The organism is Pseudomonas sp. TH06 (assembly GCF_016651305.1).
GTDB lineage: Bacteria > Pseudomonadota > Gammaproteobacteria > Pseudomonadales > Pseudomonadaceae > Aquipseudomonas.
In genome coordinates this window covers 224339-241880 of sequence record NZ_JAEKEC010000003.1, presented here as the reverse complement: position 1 = coordinate 241880, position 17542 = coordinate 224339, and the positions used below count along the sequence as shown (strand labels likewise).

At 59.4% G+C, this 17542-nt stretch carries 12 protein-coding genes; 1 reads left to right on the top strand and 11 read right to left on the bottom strand.

What is annotated here, in order from left to right; all coding sequences use genetic code 11:
- Positions 1 to 31: 31 nt before the first annotated feature.
- From JFT86_RS25905 to JFT86_RS25855, 11 genes are all read right to left on the bottom strand, one after another.
- Positions 32 to 994 carry a DUF6708 domain-containing protein gene (locus tag JFT86_RS25905; protein WP_201238981.1) on the bottom strand — a complete coding sequence of 321 codons (963 nt, stop codon included), beginning with the start codon at positions 992 to 994 and terminating at the stop codon, positions 32 to 34.
- Entirely contained in the window at positions 991 to 4272 is a 3282-nt protein-coding gene (locus tag JFT86_RS25900) for a toxin VasX (protein ID WP_201238980.1), read from the bottom strand. The genes JFT86_RS25905 and JFT86_RS25900 overlap by 4 nt, the downstream gene beginning before the upstream one ends.
- Positions 4269 to 5135: a DUF4123 domain-containing protein gene (locus JFT86_RS25895; protein ID WP_201233847.1), complete on the bottom strand. Its 867-nt coding sequence runs from the start codon at positions 5133 to 5135 to the stop codon at positions 4269 to 4271. The genes JFT86_RS25900 and JFT86_RS25895 overlap by 4 nt, the downstream gene beginning before the upstream one ends.
- Positions 5132 to 7177: a type VI secretion system tip protein TssI/VgrG gene (gene tssI / locus JFT86_RS25890; RefSeq protein WP_201238979.1), complete on the bottom strand. Its 2046-nt coding sequence runs from the start codon at positions 7175 to 7177 to the stop codon at positions 5132 to 5134. The genes JFT86_RS25895 and tssI overlap by 4 nt, the downstream gene beginning before the upstream one ends.
- A 132-nt stretch (positions 7178 to 7309) precedes the next feature.
- On the bottom strand, positions 7310 to 7825 hold the full coding sequence (locus tag JFT86_RS25885) for an Hcp family type VI secretion system effector (protein WP_007919523.1): 516 nt from the start codon (positions 7823 to 7825) through the stop codon (positions 7310 to 7312).
- Between the two features lie 516 nt (positions 7826 to 8341).
- Positions 8342 to 9730 carry a VOC family protein gene (locus JFT86_RS25880; protein ID WP_201238978.1) on the bottom strand — a complete coding sequence of 463 codons (1389 nt, stop codon included), beginning with the start codon at positions 9728 to 9730 and terminating at the stop codon, positions 8342 to 8344.
- Positions 9731 to 9822: 92 nt separating this feature from the next.
- Complete coding sequence (gene glcF / locus JFT86_RS25875) at positions 9823 to 11043, bottom strand: glycolate oxidase subunit GlcF (protein ID WP_201238977.1); 1221 nt, start codon at positions 11041 to 11043, stop codon at positions 9823 to 9825.
- A gap of 2 nt (positions 11044 to 11045) precedes the next feature.
- Positions 11046 to 12095, bottom strand: a complete 1050-nt coding sequence (glcE, locus tag JFT86_RS25870) for a glycolate oxidase subunit GlcE (RefSeq protein ID WP_201238976.1) — start codon at positions 12093 to 12095, stop codon at positions 11046 to 11048.
- Entirely contained in the window at positions 12095 to 13594 is a 1500-nt protein-coding gene (gene glcD / locus JFT86_RS25865; protein WP_201238975.1) for a glycolate oxidase subunit GlcD, read from the bottom strand. The genes glcE and glcD overlap by 1 nt, the downstream gene beginning before the upstream one ends.
- A 190-nt stretch (positions 13595 to 13784) precedes the next feature.
- Positions 13785 to 14711 (bottom strand): alpha/beta fold hydrolase, encoded by a 927-nt coding sequence (locus JFT86_RS25860; RefSeq protein WP_201238974.1) that lies wholly within the window; start codon positions 14709 to 14711, stop codon positions 13785 to 13787.
- A 21-nt stretch (positions 14712 to 14732) separates the two neighbouring features.
- Positions 14733 to 16187, bottom strand: coding sequence for an NAD(P)/FAD-dependent oxidoreductase (locus JFT86_RS25855; protein WP_201238973.1), 1455 nt, complete (start codon positions 16185 to 16187; stop codon positions 14733 to 14735).
- Between the two features lie 267 nt (positions 16188 to 16454).
- Here JFT86_RS25855 and JFT86_RS25850 point away from each other — a divergent pair, with 267 nt between their 5' ends.
- Positions 16455 to 17528: a diguanylate cyclase gene (locus tag JFT86_RS25850; protein ID WP_201238972.1), complete on the top strand. Its 1074-nt coding sequence runs from the start codon at positions 16455 to 16457 to the stop codon at positions 17526 to 17528.
- The last annotated feature ends 14 nt before the right edge of the window (positions 17529 to 17542 follow it).

Here is a 17542-nt window from a genome sequence, read left to right as displayed (position 1 = left end):
GCTGCCCTTGCGTTGTAAGTCCTGCTACTCATCATCCAGCTAATGTTTGATCTGTCTGGGCGGCTAATTCGGCTTCACGCTTGGCGATAGCTTCTTCCAGTTCCGGTGAACGCTTCGCCCATTGCTCGGGTGGCAGTGGTTTTGACCATTCGACGATGGCTGGATCAGTGAGATCCGGCGGAGGTGCGAGTTTCCAGACTTGAAGCATCATGGCGAGAGGCGTTCCCAAAAGAAAGATGGATACGAAAAGCCATAGTGCTTGACCAAACTCTTTTGCCATCAGATGGTCACGAATACCGGTGAAGAAACCGTACCAGATACCCCAAAAAATGCCTTTTCTTCCAAGCTTTCCGCGAATCCCCTCCAAGTCATTTCCCTGTGGAGTAGCGTCCGGTCCAACCTCCATAAAACTGCGCATGCACTCCCAAAGGCTCATGGCCGTTTCGCCACCGCCGCAACTGAACCCTACGCTGAAATCGCGCTCCTTTTCGGGAGCATTGGTATCCGGATTTCGAAAACCCACAACTAATAATCCTTGGGTAGTTTTCCCGTGCTGGCCGACTGAGTCCATTGCAACTGCTTGGGCAGTGACCTGTTCCCAAGGCACGATCCAGTAACTGCCATCGTCAAACGGCACACAAACTTCGCGGCGTTGGCGGTTGAAGCGAATGGGGGCTGGTACTCGGCTCATCAAGCCTTTAAGGACTAGAAGAATGGGTATGCCCACCATGAAAAATGACAGACCCAATGCTTCCCAGAAAATTCCGGAATTACGTTCATGATGGACAAGCCAAATACACAACAGCAGCACCGGCCAGATGACCATTACAGCAGAGCCAATGCTGTAAGAGCCAATATCTAGGAACACCTCATTTTTTCGCCAAATAGTGTTGAGTACATCCTTGGGTGGTTGCCCCGTAGGGACAGCCGGTGGTGCCAGATAATCCTCTCGTGACAACAGTCCTTTGCGGCTGCCGGGTGTGGCTGAAGTCATGCCTTATCCTTGGGGTTGAGGTAGTTGGAGTTCTGTTGTGGGCCAAGGCGGTGAACGCTGGCTCGATCTAGCTCAGGCGTTGGCTCGCCTGATCGAAGTGTGATGACTTCACCGTCCGGACTCAGAAATCCGCCATTGGGTGACAAGGTATATGCCAAACCTTTCGAGCCGCCGATGGTAGCACCGTCCCCGGCCAGCAGTGCCACGGGACTGAGGTAGCATACGCGCAAGGACAAACGAGTAAGTGGTTGCGAGAAGCTGCCGGTGAGGCGCAAGCCCTGGCCGGCATCGGCCGGAATCCAAGTGCACTGGCTGGCATTCAGCCAAGTAGCACCTAGGTCGGTGGGCGTACCTCTAGTACCGGTACCGAACCCCGCCGAGACTGGAGTAGGGTTGCCGCTCATGGATATATCGATTTGTGCCGCTCCTGGTGCGGCCCCCGGCAAGTCAATGCTTAACTGGGTGATGCCGTCCTGGGTGATTGTGTCACCCAGAACTCCGCTGATCCGCACTTCTCGAGTCTCCATCGAGACTCTCGGCTGATACAACAACATCATCAGTTCGTTGATCTCGTCCAGTTGTGCCTGAGGCTCGATAGCCTTATTGGCATTTGCACGGCGATGGGACCAGCAGGAATTCGCCAAGTAATTCTGCAACGGGCTGGCTTGGCGGAGCCAAGCGATCAAGTAAAGACCACCGAGTGCCAACAGCAAGAAATTCATTGGCCCCATCCCAAGGCGAAAGCGCTTTATGGCCACTGGAGTTGAAATTTGATTTGATAGCCGCATACCTGTTAGTCCAAGCCCCAGTAGCGCTTGCGCTCCATATACGGCAACCTGCCCAGTAACGGCCAATTGTTTAATCTTGATCCATGGATCAATACTGCCTTGAGCGCTATCTATTTGAGTTTTTAACGAATTGAATTCTTGAAGAGCTGCTGCAGCAGAAAGTCCGCCAACAATCCCACCGAACAGCGTCAACGTTGGAGCGGTTGCAGAAAGGCCAAGAGGCAGTCGCCCTGTTAATTCATTAACTCCTTTCCCCAAAAGCAGCCAATTCTGAATCACCGCCCCCAACGCCGCCCCTGCGTATAAATACGCAGAAAGAGAATCCGCTTGACGCTGCTCATCGCTGCCTTCCAATGCAGCTGCCTGCCCGGCATATGTACCGGCGTTGAGAATATTCACCACCAGCGCTGCCAATGGCAGCAGGCCGCCCGAGGCTTTCACTGCGGGAGCATTGACGATACCGCTAACGCGGCCAAGGCCGATGGCCTGCGCAGTGCTGCGCGTCCACTGGCCAAGGGCGTCAGCTTTCTGGCCGACCAGACGCCAGACTTTTATGCCGTTCTCCATGCCCTGCAGCAGGCGAGCGCTTTCGCCCAGACGAAGGGCAAGAAACATACCCATGCCTATGGCCATGCCGTTGCGGGCCTGTATCAATGATGCGCCGAGGCGAGTAAGGGCTGCGACCCAGGCACCTTCAAGGTTGCTTGCCAGTCGCTCGATGTTGCGTAGCGTGTCGGCGTCGATAATCTTGGCGATGGCGGCACGCGAATCAGCGAGGTTTTCCATACCCAGAGCGGTGAACAGTTCATTGAGTCGCGACGTGTTGTTGACTGCCGCTTCGAGGCTCGGGCTCCAAGCCTGGAACACCAATCGCAGCAACCCCGGATTGTCGCTTTGCACGTAGTCAGTAAACTGCTTGGCCCCTTCGCTGCGGCTGCATTGGGCACTGAGGCAGGCGACCGTCAAATTTTCCAGCCACTTGAGGTGATCTTCGTTGCTTTGGTCGACAAACCAGGTGCCGCTCTCACTACGTGGGAGATACGCTTTACGATCGGTATACAGCAGATGATGACGCGTCTCGACCTGTTTGAAATGCTGCGGTGCCTCTTCGTCCAGCCAACGATCCATGCTTGCCAGATCAATATATTCCCCAACTTTGCTGGCGCCGCGACCATCTCCCAGATTGCTGGCTTTTTCCCGGCGATACTCGCGTACTACTTGTTGCGCCTCTTTGTGCAGCTCGCTTGGGATAAAGCTGCGCACTTTATTCAGAATGCCTTCTTCTCGGCTGCTCACATCCGCCATCAACGAATCCGCTTTGGATAATCCGTACTGACGGCCGCGCTGAAGGTTGATGCGTTGTTTTTCCGCTTGTAGATCGTTGAGCTGCTTCTGGCTATCAAGCAGGGTGTCGCCTTGTTCGGGCGTCAGCTTCAGGTTGTGCTCGCGATACTGATAGTTGAGCAGGTTGGCCACCTCCGCGCCGTCTTCGGTGACCATGCTGCGGATAAAACTGCCGATGGTCTGACGCAAGCTGTTGTCGGCGACCCAGGCTTCGTGCTCAGCCTCGACCTTATTCTGTTCGTGGTCGATATCTCGCAACACGCCGAGATCATCATCCAGCGCAGCAAACACCCCATATAACGGGGCCGACTGGCTTTTGGCTGCATCCAGCCAAGCTTGGGTCGGGGCCAGTTCCCAAGGGGTGGCACTCCAGATGCCAGGTTCGGCCACCGGCTCGCCCGGGGGTTGTGCGCTGGCTGCTTGTTCACGTTCGCGCAGGAATTGCGAGCTCGCAGAATAGGCTTTGATGTTGTCCTGCGTGGGAGCCTTTTGCATCTCCTTGCCCTGTTGGTTCACGCCTTCACGGTAGGCCGCACCGTTCTGCTGATAATCATGCGCAAGGGCTTGATCACGTACCTTGGGCATCAGCTCGGCGACAAGTGTCGGGGCTTTTTCGAGTGGTGGGCAGTGTTTGGCCGTCAGGTTTGTGGCGACTTTGGTGAGTGCTACCTGACGCATGCGTTTGCGTCGCTCGCCGTTCTTTTTCAGGCTCTCGCAGGCGTCTTTGCTCAACGGTCTTTCGCTGTAGAGCATCCAGGCGTCGGTGCTTTTTTTCAGGGCGATACCGGCTTTTTCGCCTGTGGCGATTTCGGCGTGTGGTTGCGTCAGCGACTGCTCGACCAGCAGGCCATCTGCGCCTACGCCGTAACGTTTCAATGGGCCTTCGGCATGCCACAGGTAGACATAACCGGCGCGCAGGCGACGCAGTGCCATCGGGTGGCTTTTGGTCGGGCTGGGCGGTTTGAAGTCGGCGTGTTCGGCGGCCTGCTCGGCCTTCGCGTAGCGCGCGGGAACAACGAATATTTCCGGGTGTTTGGCCGGGCAGGTGGTACCTGGGCTCGACAGTTCCTCGTCGCCGAACTGACATTGTGCGGCCTGATCGGCGGCGGCCAGATTGCGGTTTTTATCGATCGGTTGGGTGGTCATGCAAAGGACTCCTTGTCAGTCAGCAGCCAATGGCGATGCAGTTCTACCAACAAGGCATCCAGGCGTTGTGTGGCGTTTAGCGTGGGTTGTTGCAGAATCTCGCGGTAGGCCTGATGTTCCGGCGCTCGCGGAAACTCGGTGCCATGTTCGGCAACCAGTGCCGACCAGCGCGCCACTTCCTTGGGCGCCGAGTAGCCGTGGCTGGCGGCGCCTTCGCGGCAGAGCACTGCCCATTGCTGCTGCTCCGTGGACGAGCGCTGGGCCAGGCAATCAGGGAAGTAGGTGTTGACGTGCTCCAGTAGCTGTTGATCAAACAGCTCCAGCTTGCCTTGGTTGAGCTGTTGCAACTGCTGCTCATCAAGGTACAACCACGGCCGCTCGGCATATTGCTGGGCACTTTGGCGATCTTGCTCACGAACGATCCACTGCTCTTGCTCACCCTCTCGGGCCGGCAGACGCACGCGGCGGATCGGTCCCATCAAGTGATCTTTTTCAGCTGGACTCAGGGGCGGCAACCAATGGCGCATGACTCGCGGGTCGTAGTATCGAAACAGCATTGACGCATCATCGGTCACCCGTACGTGGATCAGGCTGCGCAGATGTTCAGTCAGTTGCTGAATGGGCGCATCGCTTTCGATGATGAGGCCGGCATCGTTTTGCCAGTCGTCAATGAAGGCTTTTTCGAGTGCGGTGTTGGCGCGCAAGACGACCAACGCAGGGCCGACATCAAACACCTCTTGCAAGGGGGTTGAGTGGTAAAGCCATTCGACAATCGGATTTTCATCCAGGCTGTATACGCGGGCCGGAAGGTTTTCGATCTTTGCTCCATCCAGAAGCAGATAACGTGTGGTACCGGGGATCATTTCATCGCCTTCAGTTTTTCGCATATCTCGCAGACTGGCTGAGCCGTTGTGGCTGCTCGTTGCAGGGTTTGACGCAAGGCCGGCACCAGCAAGGTCCCGGCCTTATCCGCATCCGCCTGCTTCAACGGCCCCGGCAACAACGGCGCCGCCCCAGTGCCACTGCCCGGACCGCCTCCAGAGTTGATATTGATCACCGGCCCGCTCATGGTCACGCCGCCCGCATCGATCTTGATGAAGCTGCCACCGCCAATCAGGGTCAGTTCGGCGCCGGCTTCGAGCACCACTTTCATGCCGCTGCTCAGGTGGATTTCCTGCCCGGCATCAATGAACTGCCCGGTGCCAATCTTGACGTGCTGATTCACTCCAACCGTCAGGTGATCGTTGGCCTGAGCCTCAACCTTGCGATCCTCAAAAACCGTGTGGTGTTCTTCAGCCTTGAATTCCGTGTAGCTGTTCTTCTCGACCGTGTCGTGACGCTCATTGCCGACCCGAATCTTCTGGTCGTGCTCGATGTTCTCGTCCCAGTCGCGCTGGGCATGTAGATAAATCTGTTCCTGACCTTTCTTGTCCTCGATACGCAGTTCGTTGTAGCCGCCGCCACCCATTGAGCTCAGGGTTTTGAACGTCGTGCGCGTCTTGTTCGCCGGCAGGGCGTAGGGGACGGTGTTTTCCTTGTGGTACAGGCAGCCGCTGATCAGCGGTTGATCGGGGTCGCCTTCGAGGAAGGTCACCAGCACTTCCATGCCGATGCGCGGGATGGCGATGCCGCCGTACTGGGCGCCGGCCCAGGCGCTGGAAACGCGCAGCCAGCAGCTGGTTTTGTCGTCGGCCTGGCCTTCGCGGTCCCAGTGGAACTGGACCTTGACGCGGCCGTATTGATCGCAGTGGATTTCTTCACCTTTGGGGCCGGTGACGACGGCGCTCTGGCTGCCGAGGATGCGCGGTTTCGGGTGGCGCAGGGGCGGGCGGTTGGGCACGTCCCACGGGGTGGCCTGGAAGCGGTTGCGGTAGCCCTGGTGGAAATCGTCTTTCAGCGCGGTAGTGTCGCTGGTCACCGACTCTTCCAGCACTTGCGGCTGTTTGCCTTCGTGCAGCACTTCGGTGAGCAGCCAGAGGTCGTTCCATTTCGCTTTCGGGTGTTGGGTCAGCGCGAGGAAGTGGCCGCTGACCAGCAACGGTTGATCGCTTTTGCCTTCAGCGAGCTGGAAGTCACTGCGGTGGCGTTCGAGGGCGCGTTTGGCCAGGTGTTTGCCGCGCTCGCGGTCGACGAAGCGGCCCGGGTAGTCGTAGTCCTCGAGGTCGGGCAGGGCGTCGCCACGGTTTTCGCTTTCGAGGGTGATCCGCGGTTTTTCGAAGTCGTAGTCGCGGCGGGTGGTGCGGCTGGTGCGGGTTTCCAGGCGCAGGTCGAAGCGCTTGATCACCGGGTCGCTGGCGACCATGCCGGAGTCTTGCTGGTAGGCCACGGGTTTGAGTTTCGGGAACACCGTCTGGTCATCGCCGAAGATCAGTTTGTGCGCCGTGGCGCTGTGCTGGAAGTGGTAATGGATACCTTCTTCTTCGCACAGGCGCTGAATGAAATGCAGGTCCGACTCGTCGTATTGCACGCAGTAGATACGCTCGGGATAGACCGAGCCGGTCTGGAAGGCGTAGGCGTTGCTTTGGATACCGTGCTCTTCGAGGACCATGCCGATGATTTTCAGCACGCTGAGGTTCTGGAATATGCGCTGGTTGATGCGGTGCGCGAGGTACGCCAGTTGCGGGCGCAGGGTCACCGAATAGCGGGTCAGGCGTTTGCCCGAATCGCCTTGCGCAGCGCGGTAGATCTGGCCGTGGATGCCGCTGCCGTCGGGCGACAGTTGCAGGAAGGCCGGTTTGTGCAGGAGGGTTTCGAGGTCCAGCGACGGCTGCTCACTGACCAGTTCCACCTCGAAGACGAAGGGCTGGTTGATGGCCTCGCGGCCTTGCAGGGTAAACACCTGAAAGTCGGCGGAGAGACCTTCGAGGGTCAGGGCAAAGTGGGTTTCATTGGCCGGCGCGAACATCCGTTGTTCCTCGTGCTGTACAGCGGCGCTCGTCGACGGCCGCAAAAGCGGGTCAACGTACGCGAAATTCTGGAGGGGCGTAAACAACATCGACCAGCAGAGCTGGCCGATGTGTGAAGCGATCAGCCGTAATTAAACGACTGGAGCACGCCAGTCATCGGAACCCGAAGTACCGGATACTTCGTGGGTCCAGGTGATTTTGCGGTAGGTGAACTGCACTTCTTCCAGGTGGGTGAAGTGCGAGTTGCCCGGGTCCTGGCAGTTGTGCATTTTGTTGTTGATGGCGACGATGATCGCGTCTTCCAGTTTGGTGGTGTAGTAGTGCTCTTGAGTACCTTGAGCCGAAGTACGGAACCACTGGATAACGATTTCGCTCATGCGCTCGCCCGAGGTCAGAGCAGCTTGCAGCAGCGGCGAAGCCTTGTCGTAGACCTTGGTGATCACGACTGGTTTGTGAACGCGCTGACCGGTTGGCTGACCGGATTGTGGATCACGCGGGATGATCACGTCGTGGCTGAAAGCCTGAACCATGACCTGGTCTTCGTGGCCTTCCTGGTAGGTGTTGCCAACGGAGTCGGCGGTGAAAGCGCCTGCAGTGATCAGGCCTTGTTTTTCGCCGGTAACCGACATGTACGCTGGTGTTGCCATGGGATGCTCTCCTTGCGGATAAATTTAAGGTGCCCGGGAGGCGAAATCGCCCGGTGGGTGCCTGACTGTTATCAAGGAGCGTGCCAGCTTTTGTAAGGTCTCCGGGAGCCGGGGGTGAAACCGCTCTGGTCTGCGTTTTGTGGGATTTTTCACCGGCGATTCAGGGTAAAAGTGCGCAAGAAGTTGCGCAGTACTGCGCAACTTCTTGCGCACTTGGCTACAGGCCACGTAGATCATGGCTTGCAGGGCATTTTAGTAGTGAAATATTACGACCAACTGCGCAACTTCTTGCGCAGTACGGCTATATGCCATCAGTGAGCGCGATGACGTTTTCTTTAGTGGGCGGACTGGTTGGGAAAAACGGCGCTGAGTAAACACAAAAAACCTGTGGCGAGGGAGCTTGCTCCCGCTGGAGTGCGTAGCGCTCCCTAAGATCTTCGTTACTGCACTATTTTTTGGGGTTGCTGCGCAGCCCAGCGGGAGCAAGCTCCCTCGCCACAAAGGTCAGGTTAGTTCTCAGATTGTTTTCAGACCTAACGCTTCCGCGCATTCCTTGAGCGAGCGCCGTTGCGTCTCGGCGTACAAGCCCAATTCATCAATGGTCGAGCGCCCCAGCGCCTGTTCGAACGCGTTGCGATTGGAGTGTTCGCCATAGTGTGTCTGCGCCGCATCGCCAAGGTTCGACTGAAAAATCCCCGCCGCACTCACCGGCAGGAAATCTTCGTACACCAGCGGTTCAGCTTTCACATGGCCGTTGCGCAACAGATCCTCCAGCGAGGCGTCACCGAGACTACCGGCCGCCAGACCTTTTTCCGTAACGAAATAGCGAAAGTACGCCAGCTCCTGTTCGCGCATGCCCTCGACGCTGTCGGGAAATTCGCCAAAGTGTTGAGTCATCAGCGCGTTATAGCGTGCGGCATTGCCTTCGTTGGGGAAATCACCGAGTTCATCGCGGGCAGCATTCAACAAGCGGTCATACAGCGCACGGCCCTTGGGCGTCAGCGCCGCGCCGCGTTGTTCGATTTCGCCGAAACGCGCACTGTGGCTGCCACGGGTTTCGTTTTGATCGGTGAAGGCGATCGGCTCGTCCAGCGCCTTGAAACTGGTCTGGCGCAGCAGGATCGGGCATTGCCGGCGTGGCGGGCCTTCGATCACCGCTTTGGGCGTGATGCCGTGGGCCGGCATCTGCTCCTGTACGGCGTCGATGTCCAGCGTGCGTGGTGTCAGGTGATTGATGTGCGGGCCTTTGAACGCCACCACGTCGGCGATCAGACGGTGTTGGGCGCTCAGTGTCTGGTACTGCGCGGCGCTGACGGTTGCGCTGTGATGCCAGCGAAAAGTTTCCAGAGCCTGTAGGACAAACTCTGCAGCTTCGATCTCATTCAGCCCGCCAGCGCTTTCAGCCTGGGCGATCAAGCGCAACGCCGCCGGCGTGAAGATCGAGCGCTTGTCCAGCACTGACTCCGCGAACCCGCGCAACTCGGGGTCTTCAATCAACTCCAGGCGCAACAACGAGGTAAACACCCGAAACGGACTGACTTGCAGCGCCTCTTCATGCACGGCGCGAAACGCCGTCGAGTGCACCGGCACACCCGCCGGCGTCAGGTCGTAATATCCCACCGGTTGCATGCCCATCACCGCGAACAGGCGGGCGAGGGTGGCCAGCTCCGTCGCCGTGCCCACACGAATGGCACCATGACGCTCCATGTCCAGACGCTCGATTTCACCGGTCCTGTCGAGGTGCCGAGCGATATCTGGCTGCCGGGACAGCACATCGCGATTGGTTTTTTCGACCAGTTCCATCAGCGCGCCGTACAGCGGCACTTCTTCGCGGTACATGTCGGACATCGCTTTGGAGAAGCGTTGGCGGATCAGATCGGGGCTGACGAAAGGCTGCACGCTCATGAAAAAAATTCCTGCCACGGTCACGGAATGGATGGATGGAGGAAAAGATCGCAGCCTTCTCACACGCGGGCAAACGAAGAATCCTACGAACTTCATTCTGCCAACGACTGATCCACCAGTTCGATCCAGTGCCTGACGGGTGTACGTCCGGCGCTGGCGAGGTGGCTCTGGCAACCGACATTGGCGGTCACGATCAATTCGGGGCGACCGCTCTCCAGCGCGTTGAGGCGGTTGTCGCGCAATTGCCGGGCGAGCGCCGGTTGTGTCAGTGAATAAGTGCCCGCCGAGCCGCAGCACAAATGGCCGTCGGGCACCGCGGTGAGGTTGAAGCCGAGGCGGGTCAACAGCGCTTCCACCGCGCCGCCGAGTTTCAGCGCATGTTGCAGGGTGCAGGGGCAATGCACGGCGATCCGCCGTTGAGCGGCCGCGCAGATTTGCTCCAGCGGTTCTTGCGCGAGGATCTGCACCAGATCCACCGTCAGTTCGCTGATCCGCCGCGCCTTGGCGGCGTAGGCCGGATCACCTTCCAGCAAATGCCCGTAATCCTTGATGAATGCGCCACAACCGCTGGCAGTCTGCACGATGGCTTCGGCGCCGTGTTGCAGGTGTGGCCACCAGGCGTCGATGTTCTGCCGGGCACGGTCGAGGCCTTTGGCCTGGGCGTCGAGGTGATAATCCAGCGCGCCGCAACAACCCGCCTCGGCCACCGGTGTGACGCTGATCCCGAGCCGATCGAGCACCCGCGCCGTCGCGTCATTGGTGTTGGGTGAAAGCCCCGGTTGCACGCACCCTTCAAGCAGCAACACCCGGCGCGAGTGGCGTGGTACTGGACGCGAACCCGCAGTCGGCAGATGTTGCGGCAGCTTGTTTTCAAACATTCGTGGCAACAGCGGGCGGAACGTGGTGCCGACGCGCAGCAAGCCTTTGAACAACCCCGGATTCGGCGCCAATGCGCGCAAGCCCTCACGCAACAAGCGCTGTGCTGCCGGGCGCGGCACCGCGTGATCGACCACCGCCCGGCCAATGTCGAGCAAGTTGTGATAATCGACGCCGGACGGGCAGGTGGTTTCGCAATTGCGGCACGACAGGCAACGGTCCAGATGCAGTTGCGTCTGTGCGGTGGCTGGCGCGCCTTCGAGTACTTGCTTGATCAGGTAGATGCGCCCGCGTGGGCCGTCGAGTTCGTCGCCGAGCAATTGATACGTCGGGCAGGTCGCGTTGCAAAAGCCGCAATGCACGCAAGTGCGCAGGATCTTTTCCGCCTCGGCGGCGCGGGGTAGTTGTCGGGATTGCTCGCTGAGGGTGGTTTGCATGGCTAGACCTCCGCGTACATCCGGCCGGGATTGAATAGCCCTTGCGGGTCGAGTTGCGCCTTGAGTTGCCGGTGATAGCGCAGCAGTGTCGCGGGCAAAGGCTGAAACGGTGTGTCGCGGGCGCCGTGGGTGAAGCAAGTCGCGTGGCCGCCGAGTTCCTGGGCGAGAATATGCAGATGCTGGCTGTCCGATTTCAACCAGCGTTGCGCGCCGGCCCAGTCGATCAGTTGCGTGCCGGGCAGGTCGAGTGGGCCGAGATTGTTCGGCAATGACAACCGCCACAGTGGCAGGCCCTCGTCAAAGAACGGCAAACGTTGCTCGTTCAAATCGCGCCAGAACGCTGAGTCCAACGGCTCGCCACCCAAGCGTTGATGGGCCGCCGTCACCGAACCTTCGCCGCCCTCCAGGCGCAGGTACAGACTTGTGCCGTCGTGGCACGCCGCGCTGATCGGCAAAGGTTGCTGACCCCATTCGGCGAGATTGGCCAGTGCCCGTGCGCAATCGATATCGAGGCGGATGCTCAGGCACTGGCGGGGTTTGGGCAGGACTTTCAACGAGACTTCGGTCAGCACGCCGAGGCAGCCATAACTGCCGGCCATCAGCCGCGACAGGTCATAACCGGCGACGTTTTTCATCACCTCGCCACCAAAACGCAGGTGTTGGCCGAGGCCGGTGATCACCCGCGTGCCGAGGACGAAATCACGTACCGAGCCCGACCATGGCCGTCGAGGGCCGGACAATCCGGCGGCGATCATGCCGCCGACCGTGGCGCTTTCGCCGAACGACGGCGGCTCGCACGGCAACATCTGCCCGGCGGCATCCAGTGCCGCGAGCAACTCGGACAGCGCTGTACCGGCGCGCACGCTGACCACCAGTTCGGTCGGGTCATAGCGCACGATGCCGCGATGCACGCGCGTATCAAGCACCTCACCGGCGACCTCACGGCCAAGAAACGCCTTGCTGTTGCCGCCCTGAATCTTCAACGGCGTGGCGTTGGCCCGCGCTTCATTGACTTGATCGAGCAGGGTGTCGACAGCGTCGAAATCGGCCATCAGAAACGCTCCAGCTCGGGAAACGGCAGTTGCCCGGCGTGAATGTGCATCGCGCCGAACTCGGCACAGCGGTGCAGGGTCGGGATGTTCTTGCCGGGGTTGAGCAGGCCTTGCGGGTCGAACGCGGCTTTTACGGCGTGGAACAGGCTCAGTTCGTCATTGTTGAATTGCGCGCACATCTGATTGATTTTCTCGCGGCCGACCCCGTGTTCGCCGGTGATGCTGCCGCCAACGTGCACGCACAATTCGAGAATCTTGCCGCCGAGGGCTTCGGCGCGGTGCAGCTCGCCGGGCTGGTTGGCGTCGAACAGGATCAGCGGGTGCATATTGCCGTCGCCGGCATGAAATACGTTGGCCACGCGCAAGCCGTACTCCTCGCCAAGGCGCGCGATGCCTTGCAACACGCCGGGCAGTTCGCGGCGCGGGATGGTGCCGTCCATGCAGTAATAATCCGGCGACAAGCGGCCGATGGCCGGAAAGGCATTTTTGCGCCCGGCCCAGAAACGCACGCGCTCGGCTTCGTCGCGGGCCTGGCGCACTTCGGTAGCGCCCGCCGCAGTCATGACCTCGCGCACCCGTTGGCAGTCGTCGTGGACATCGGCTTCGACGCCGTCGAGTTCGCACAACAGGATGGCCTCGGCGTCGACCGGGTAGCCGGCGTGGATAAAGTCTTCGGCGGCGCGAATCGCCAGGTTGTCCATCATCTCCAGACCGCCGGGAATAATCCCCGCAGCAATGATTTCGGCGACGGCACGCCCGGCCTTTTCCACGGAATCGAAACTGGCCAGCAGTACCTTGGCAACTTGCGGTTTGGGCAGCAGTTTGACGGTGACTTCGGTGATGATCCCCAGCAGGCCTTCGGAACCGGTGAACAGTGCGAGCAAGTCGAAACCCGGAGAATCAAGGGCCTCAGAGCCCAGGGTCAGGCGTTCGCCTTCGATGGTCAGCACTTCGATTTTCAGCAGGTTGTGCACGGTCAGACCGTATTTGAGGCAATGCACACCACCGGCGTTTTCGGCGACGTTGCCGCCGATCGAGCAGGCGATTTGCGAAGAAGGATCCGGCGCGTAATACAAACCGAACGGCGCGGCTGCCTGGGAGATCGCCAGATTGCGCACTCCGGGTTGAACGCGTGCGGTGCGGGCGGCCGGGTCGATGTGCAGGATATTGTTGAAGCGCGCCATGACCAGCAGCAGGCCTTTTTCCAGTGGCAGGGCACCGCCGGACAAACCGGTGCCGGCGCCACGGGCGACTACGGGGACGTTTTGCTGATGGCAGAGTTTGAGCAGGGTCTGGACTTGTTCGAGTCGATGGGGCAGGGCGACCAGCATTGGCGTGGTGCGGTAGGCGGAGAGGCCGTCGCACTCGTAGGGTTTGAGTTCTTCTTCGCGCCAGAGAATGTCGAGATCCGGCACGGCACGCTGTAAGGCCTCGAGCAGATCGGCTTTGTTCACATCCGGCAAGGGGCCGTCGAGGCGTTCGTCGTAAAGAATATTCATCTCAATCCGAATCTCTCTGGTAATGAGGAGGATTGACTGTGGTGAGGGGATTTATCCCCGATGGGTCGCGCAGCGGCCCCAGTGCAGAGAATGCTGGGGATCAGACAGATTGCATGCACAGGATGGGGGCTGCTTCGCAACCCATCGGGGATAAATCCCCTCACCACAGGGGGCGCGTTTATCTTGAGGATCATTTCTGGTTTCCGAGGAAATCCCGGTACAGCCGTGCGGTATTTCCCGGCTGCTCGACCATTGGCATGTGCCCGACGCCATCCCACACGTCTACCTGCAAATTGGCGATGCCCTTGCTCCAGATTGGCACACTGCTGACGTCGATCAGCCGGTCCTTGCGTCCCCACAGCAGCAGCGCAGGGCATTTGATGTCGGCCAGTTTCGGCTCCATCGGCGGACTGGCGTGGAAATCGCGGAAGATCTCTTCCAGGTCATCGCGTTGTTGTTCATAGCGCTGAGCAATCGCGTCCAGCACCAGCTTCGGCACCCACGGCGGCGAAGCCATGGTCATTGCATAAAACTGGCGGAATTCCTCTCGGGAATTGATCAGAAACGGGTTATGCCCACGGGCCAGGTGGCGCTCCATGTCGCTGGCCTCCGGCGCCGTGACGCCGGCCGGGTCGATCAGCGCCACCGAGGCAATGCGCTCCGGATACGTCGCCGCCAGCCACGCCGCGATGTAACCGCCCATGGAGTTGCCGATGACGTGCACTTTCTCCACGCCGCAGACATCCAGCAACTGGATCATGCGCTTGGCCTGCAACGGAATGTCATAGCCGCCGCCGGCCTTGAAGCCGGTTTCGCCGTGGCCGGCCATGTCCGGAATGATCACTCGATACTGGCGCACGAAATGTCGGGAAAACCGCAGCCACAGGTTCTTGTCGGCGCTGTAGCCGTGCAGCATCAGGATCGCACTGGCCGCCTCATAAGGCCCACCTTGCCACGTCGACACCGTCATCTCGGCAATCGGCACTTCAATCTTGTGCAGTTTGTACAACTTGGCCTCGATGGCCATGTTCAGGTCATACAGCCAGTGGCCAACTGCCGGATAACTCAGCCAGCTCCAGGCCACGAACACCGCGAGGGCGACAAACAGCAAAAGCATCGACGTCTTCCTTTTACGTAGTCAGGACAGAATGTGGTCGGCGGGTTTCAGCGCTCGGGTCAAGCGGTGATAGCTGAAACTGAAGCCGGGAAACATCGCGATCACATGACCGCTCTTGCTTTGATACCAACTGTGGCAGCCACCGGACTTCCAGACCGTGCGTTCCATTTCCCGGTGGATCATTTCAGTGTAGGTACGTTCTGCCTCGGGGCGCACTTCGATACTGCGCAGGTCTTTGGCTTTTACAGTGCGGATGCAGTCGATGATGTAGTTCATCTGCGACTCGATGATGAACAGCGCCGACGTGTGGCCAATGCCGGTGTTGGGGCCGGTGACGATAAACAGGTTGGGAAATTCCGGTAGGCTGGTGCCCAGATAGGCACGGGGATATTCGGCCCAGACATGTCTGAGTTGCACGGCGTTTTTTCCGCTGACCGGGTAGGAAATCACCCCGTCGGTGGCGTCGTAACCGGTCGACCAGACGATCAGGTCAACATCGATGTGCTGACCGTCCTGAGTGTTGATCCCGCTTTCGTCAATCGATGCGATGCCTTGATCGCGGGTGTGCAGCGTCACGTTGGCGCGGGTCAGCGCCGGGTAATAAGTGCTGGAGACCAGCACCCGTTTGCAGCCGATGGTGAAGTCGGGAATGAGCTTTTGCTGGAGTGCCGGATCGGGCACCTGGCGTTTGAGAAAACGCAGCGCCTGCTTTTGCACCATGTGAATCGCCGGTTTCGAGTATTTGAAGGCAATTACCCGGGTTTCGAACTGCCAGTAGATCAGCCAGCGCAGCAGTTTGTAGGCGGGCTTCAGGCCAAGTAGCCAGCGTTGAAACGGTCCGAACACCCGGTCCCCGCGTGGCAACACCCAGTGCGGTGTTCGCTGAAACACATGCAGTTGCTCAACCTGCGGAGCAATCGCCGGAATCACCTGCGCGGCGCTGGCGCCGCTGCCGACGATGGCCACGCGTTTACCGCGGTAGTCGTAGCTGTGGTCCCAATTGTTGGTATGAAAAGTCTTGCCCTGAAAGCGATCTTGCCCGGGGAAGTGCGGGATCACCGGTTGGCTCAACGGCCCGGTGGCATTGATCAGGAACTGTGCGTAGTACGTGCCTTTGCCGGCGGTGTGCACGGCCCAGCGTTTTTGCGCATCGTCCCACTCGACGCGCTCGACATCGGCTTGCAATTCCACCCGCTCACGCAGGCCGAACTGGTCGATGACGTGTTCGGTGTAGCGGTGCAGCTCGGCCTGTCCGGCGAACATCTGCGACCAGCGGTAGGGCGCGAACGACAGCGAATACAGCGGCGACGGCACATCCACCGCCGCACCGGGATAGGTGTTCTGGCACCAGGTGCCGCCGAAGAAGTCGCGGCGTTCCAGCAGGCGAAAATCGTCGATCCCGGCCTTGAGCAGGTTGACCGCCGCGCACTGGCCGCCAAAACCGCTGCCGATGATCAACACTTGGTAGGTCTGCATGGGCCTCCTTCTTATAGTTGTTTTTCCGTTTTCATCCTTTCATGTATAGCCAAATATTTGCACTGTGTGATCCGAAATCCTTGTAGGAGCTGCGACACGCTGCGATCTTTTGATTCTAAAAAAGATCAAAAGATCGCAGCGTGCCGCAGCTCTTACAGGAGTTCTATTGAGGCCGCTGGCCGGTGATGGCTATTTAACGTCGCCCTGTTAGACTCCCAGCACATCCGTCCTGCGGTGTGCACGTTCCGTCGAGTGGTCGAGGCCCTTATGGGAAACACGGGAGGAAAGGGACTTTCATTGGCCAGGAGGCTTTATACATCGCGAACCCTCGGGCTGGTGCTTGGGCTGCTTTGTGTGTCCGTGGCGATGTACCCGCTCGATCCGCCGCTGTGGGTCTGGGCGCTGATGCTGTTCAATGGCCTGGTCTGGCCGCATCTGGCCTATCAATGGGCGCGTCGCGCTCGCGCTCCTTACCACGCCGAACACCGCAATCTGTTGATCGACGCCTTCCTCGGTGGCTTCTGGGTCGCCGCCATGCATTTCAATCCGCTGCCCAGTGCCACGACCATTTCGATGATGGCGATGAACAATGTCGCCATCGGCGGTCTGCGTTTTCTGCTGGCCGGTTCGGCGGCGCAACTGCTTGGCGTCGGCGTGGGGCTGGTGGTGTTTGCCCCGGCGTTCATTCCGCAGACCTCGCCCTCGCAACTGTACGCCTGCCTGCCACTGCTGATGCTGTATCCGTTGGCGCTCGGCTGGATCTGCTTTCGTCAGGCCTACACGCTGGGCCTGCATAAACGGGAATTGCTGGCGCTGAGCCGCACCGACAGCCTCACCGGTCTGCTCAACCACGGCGCCTGGAAGGATCAACTGGAAATCGCTTTCCAGCGCTGCAAACGGCAAAACCAAGGCGCGGCCATTGCGTTGATAGACATCGACCATTTCAAGGCGATCAACGACACCTATGGGCATGTTGCCGGCGACATCGTGTTGCGGCAATTGAGCAAGATGCTCAAGCAAAATCTGCGCGCCACTGACGTTGGTGGCCGCTATGGCGGCGACGAGTTCTGCGTGATCCTCCCGGATTTGCCGCTGTTTCATGCAGCGCAGGCGATGGAAGCGCTGCGTGAGCGTTTTTCAACGCTGGGTTACGAGCAAAATCCGGCGTTGAAGGTCAGTCTGAGCATTGGCCTCGCGGCGTACGATCCGGCCCATGCCGATGCGACGCGCTGGCTCAATGACGCGGATCAGGCGTTGTATGAGGCCAAGGCGAGCGGCAGAAACCGGGTGATCTGCAATTGCGACAACCTGCCCAAACAGCCACTGCTCGACTCCGTCTGAGATCACAAAGCCCC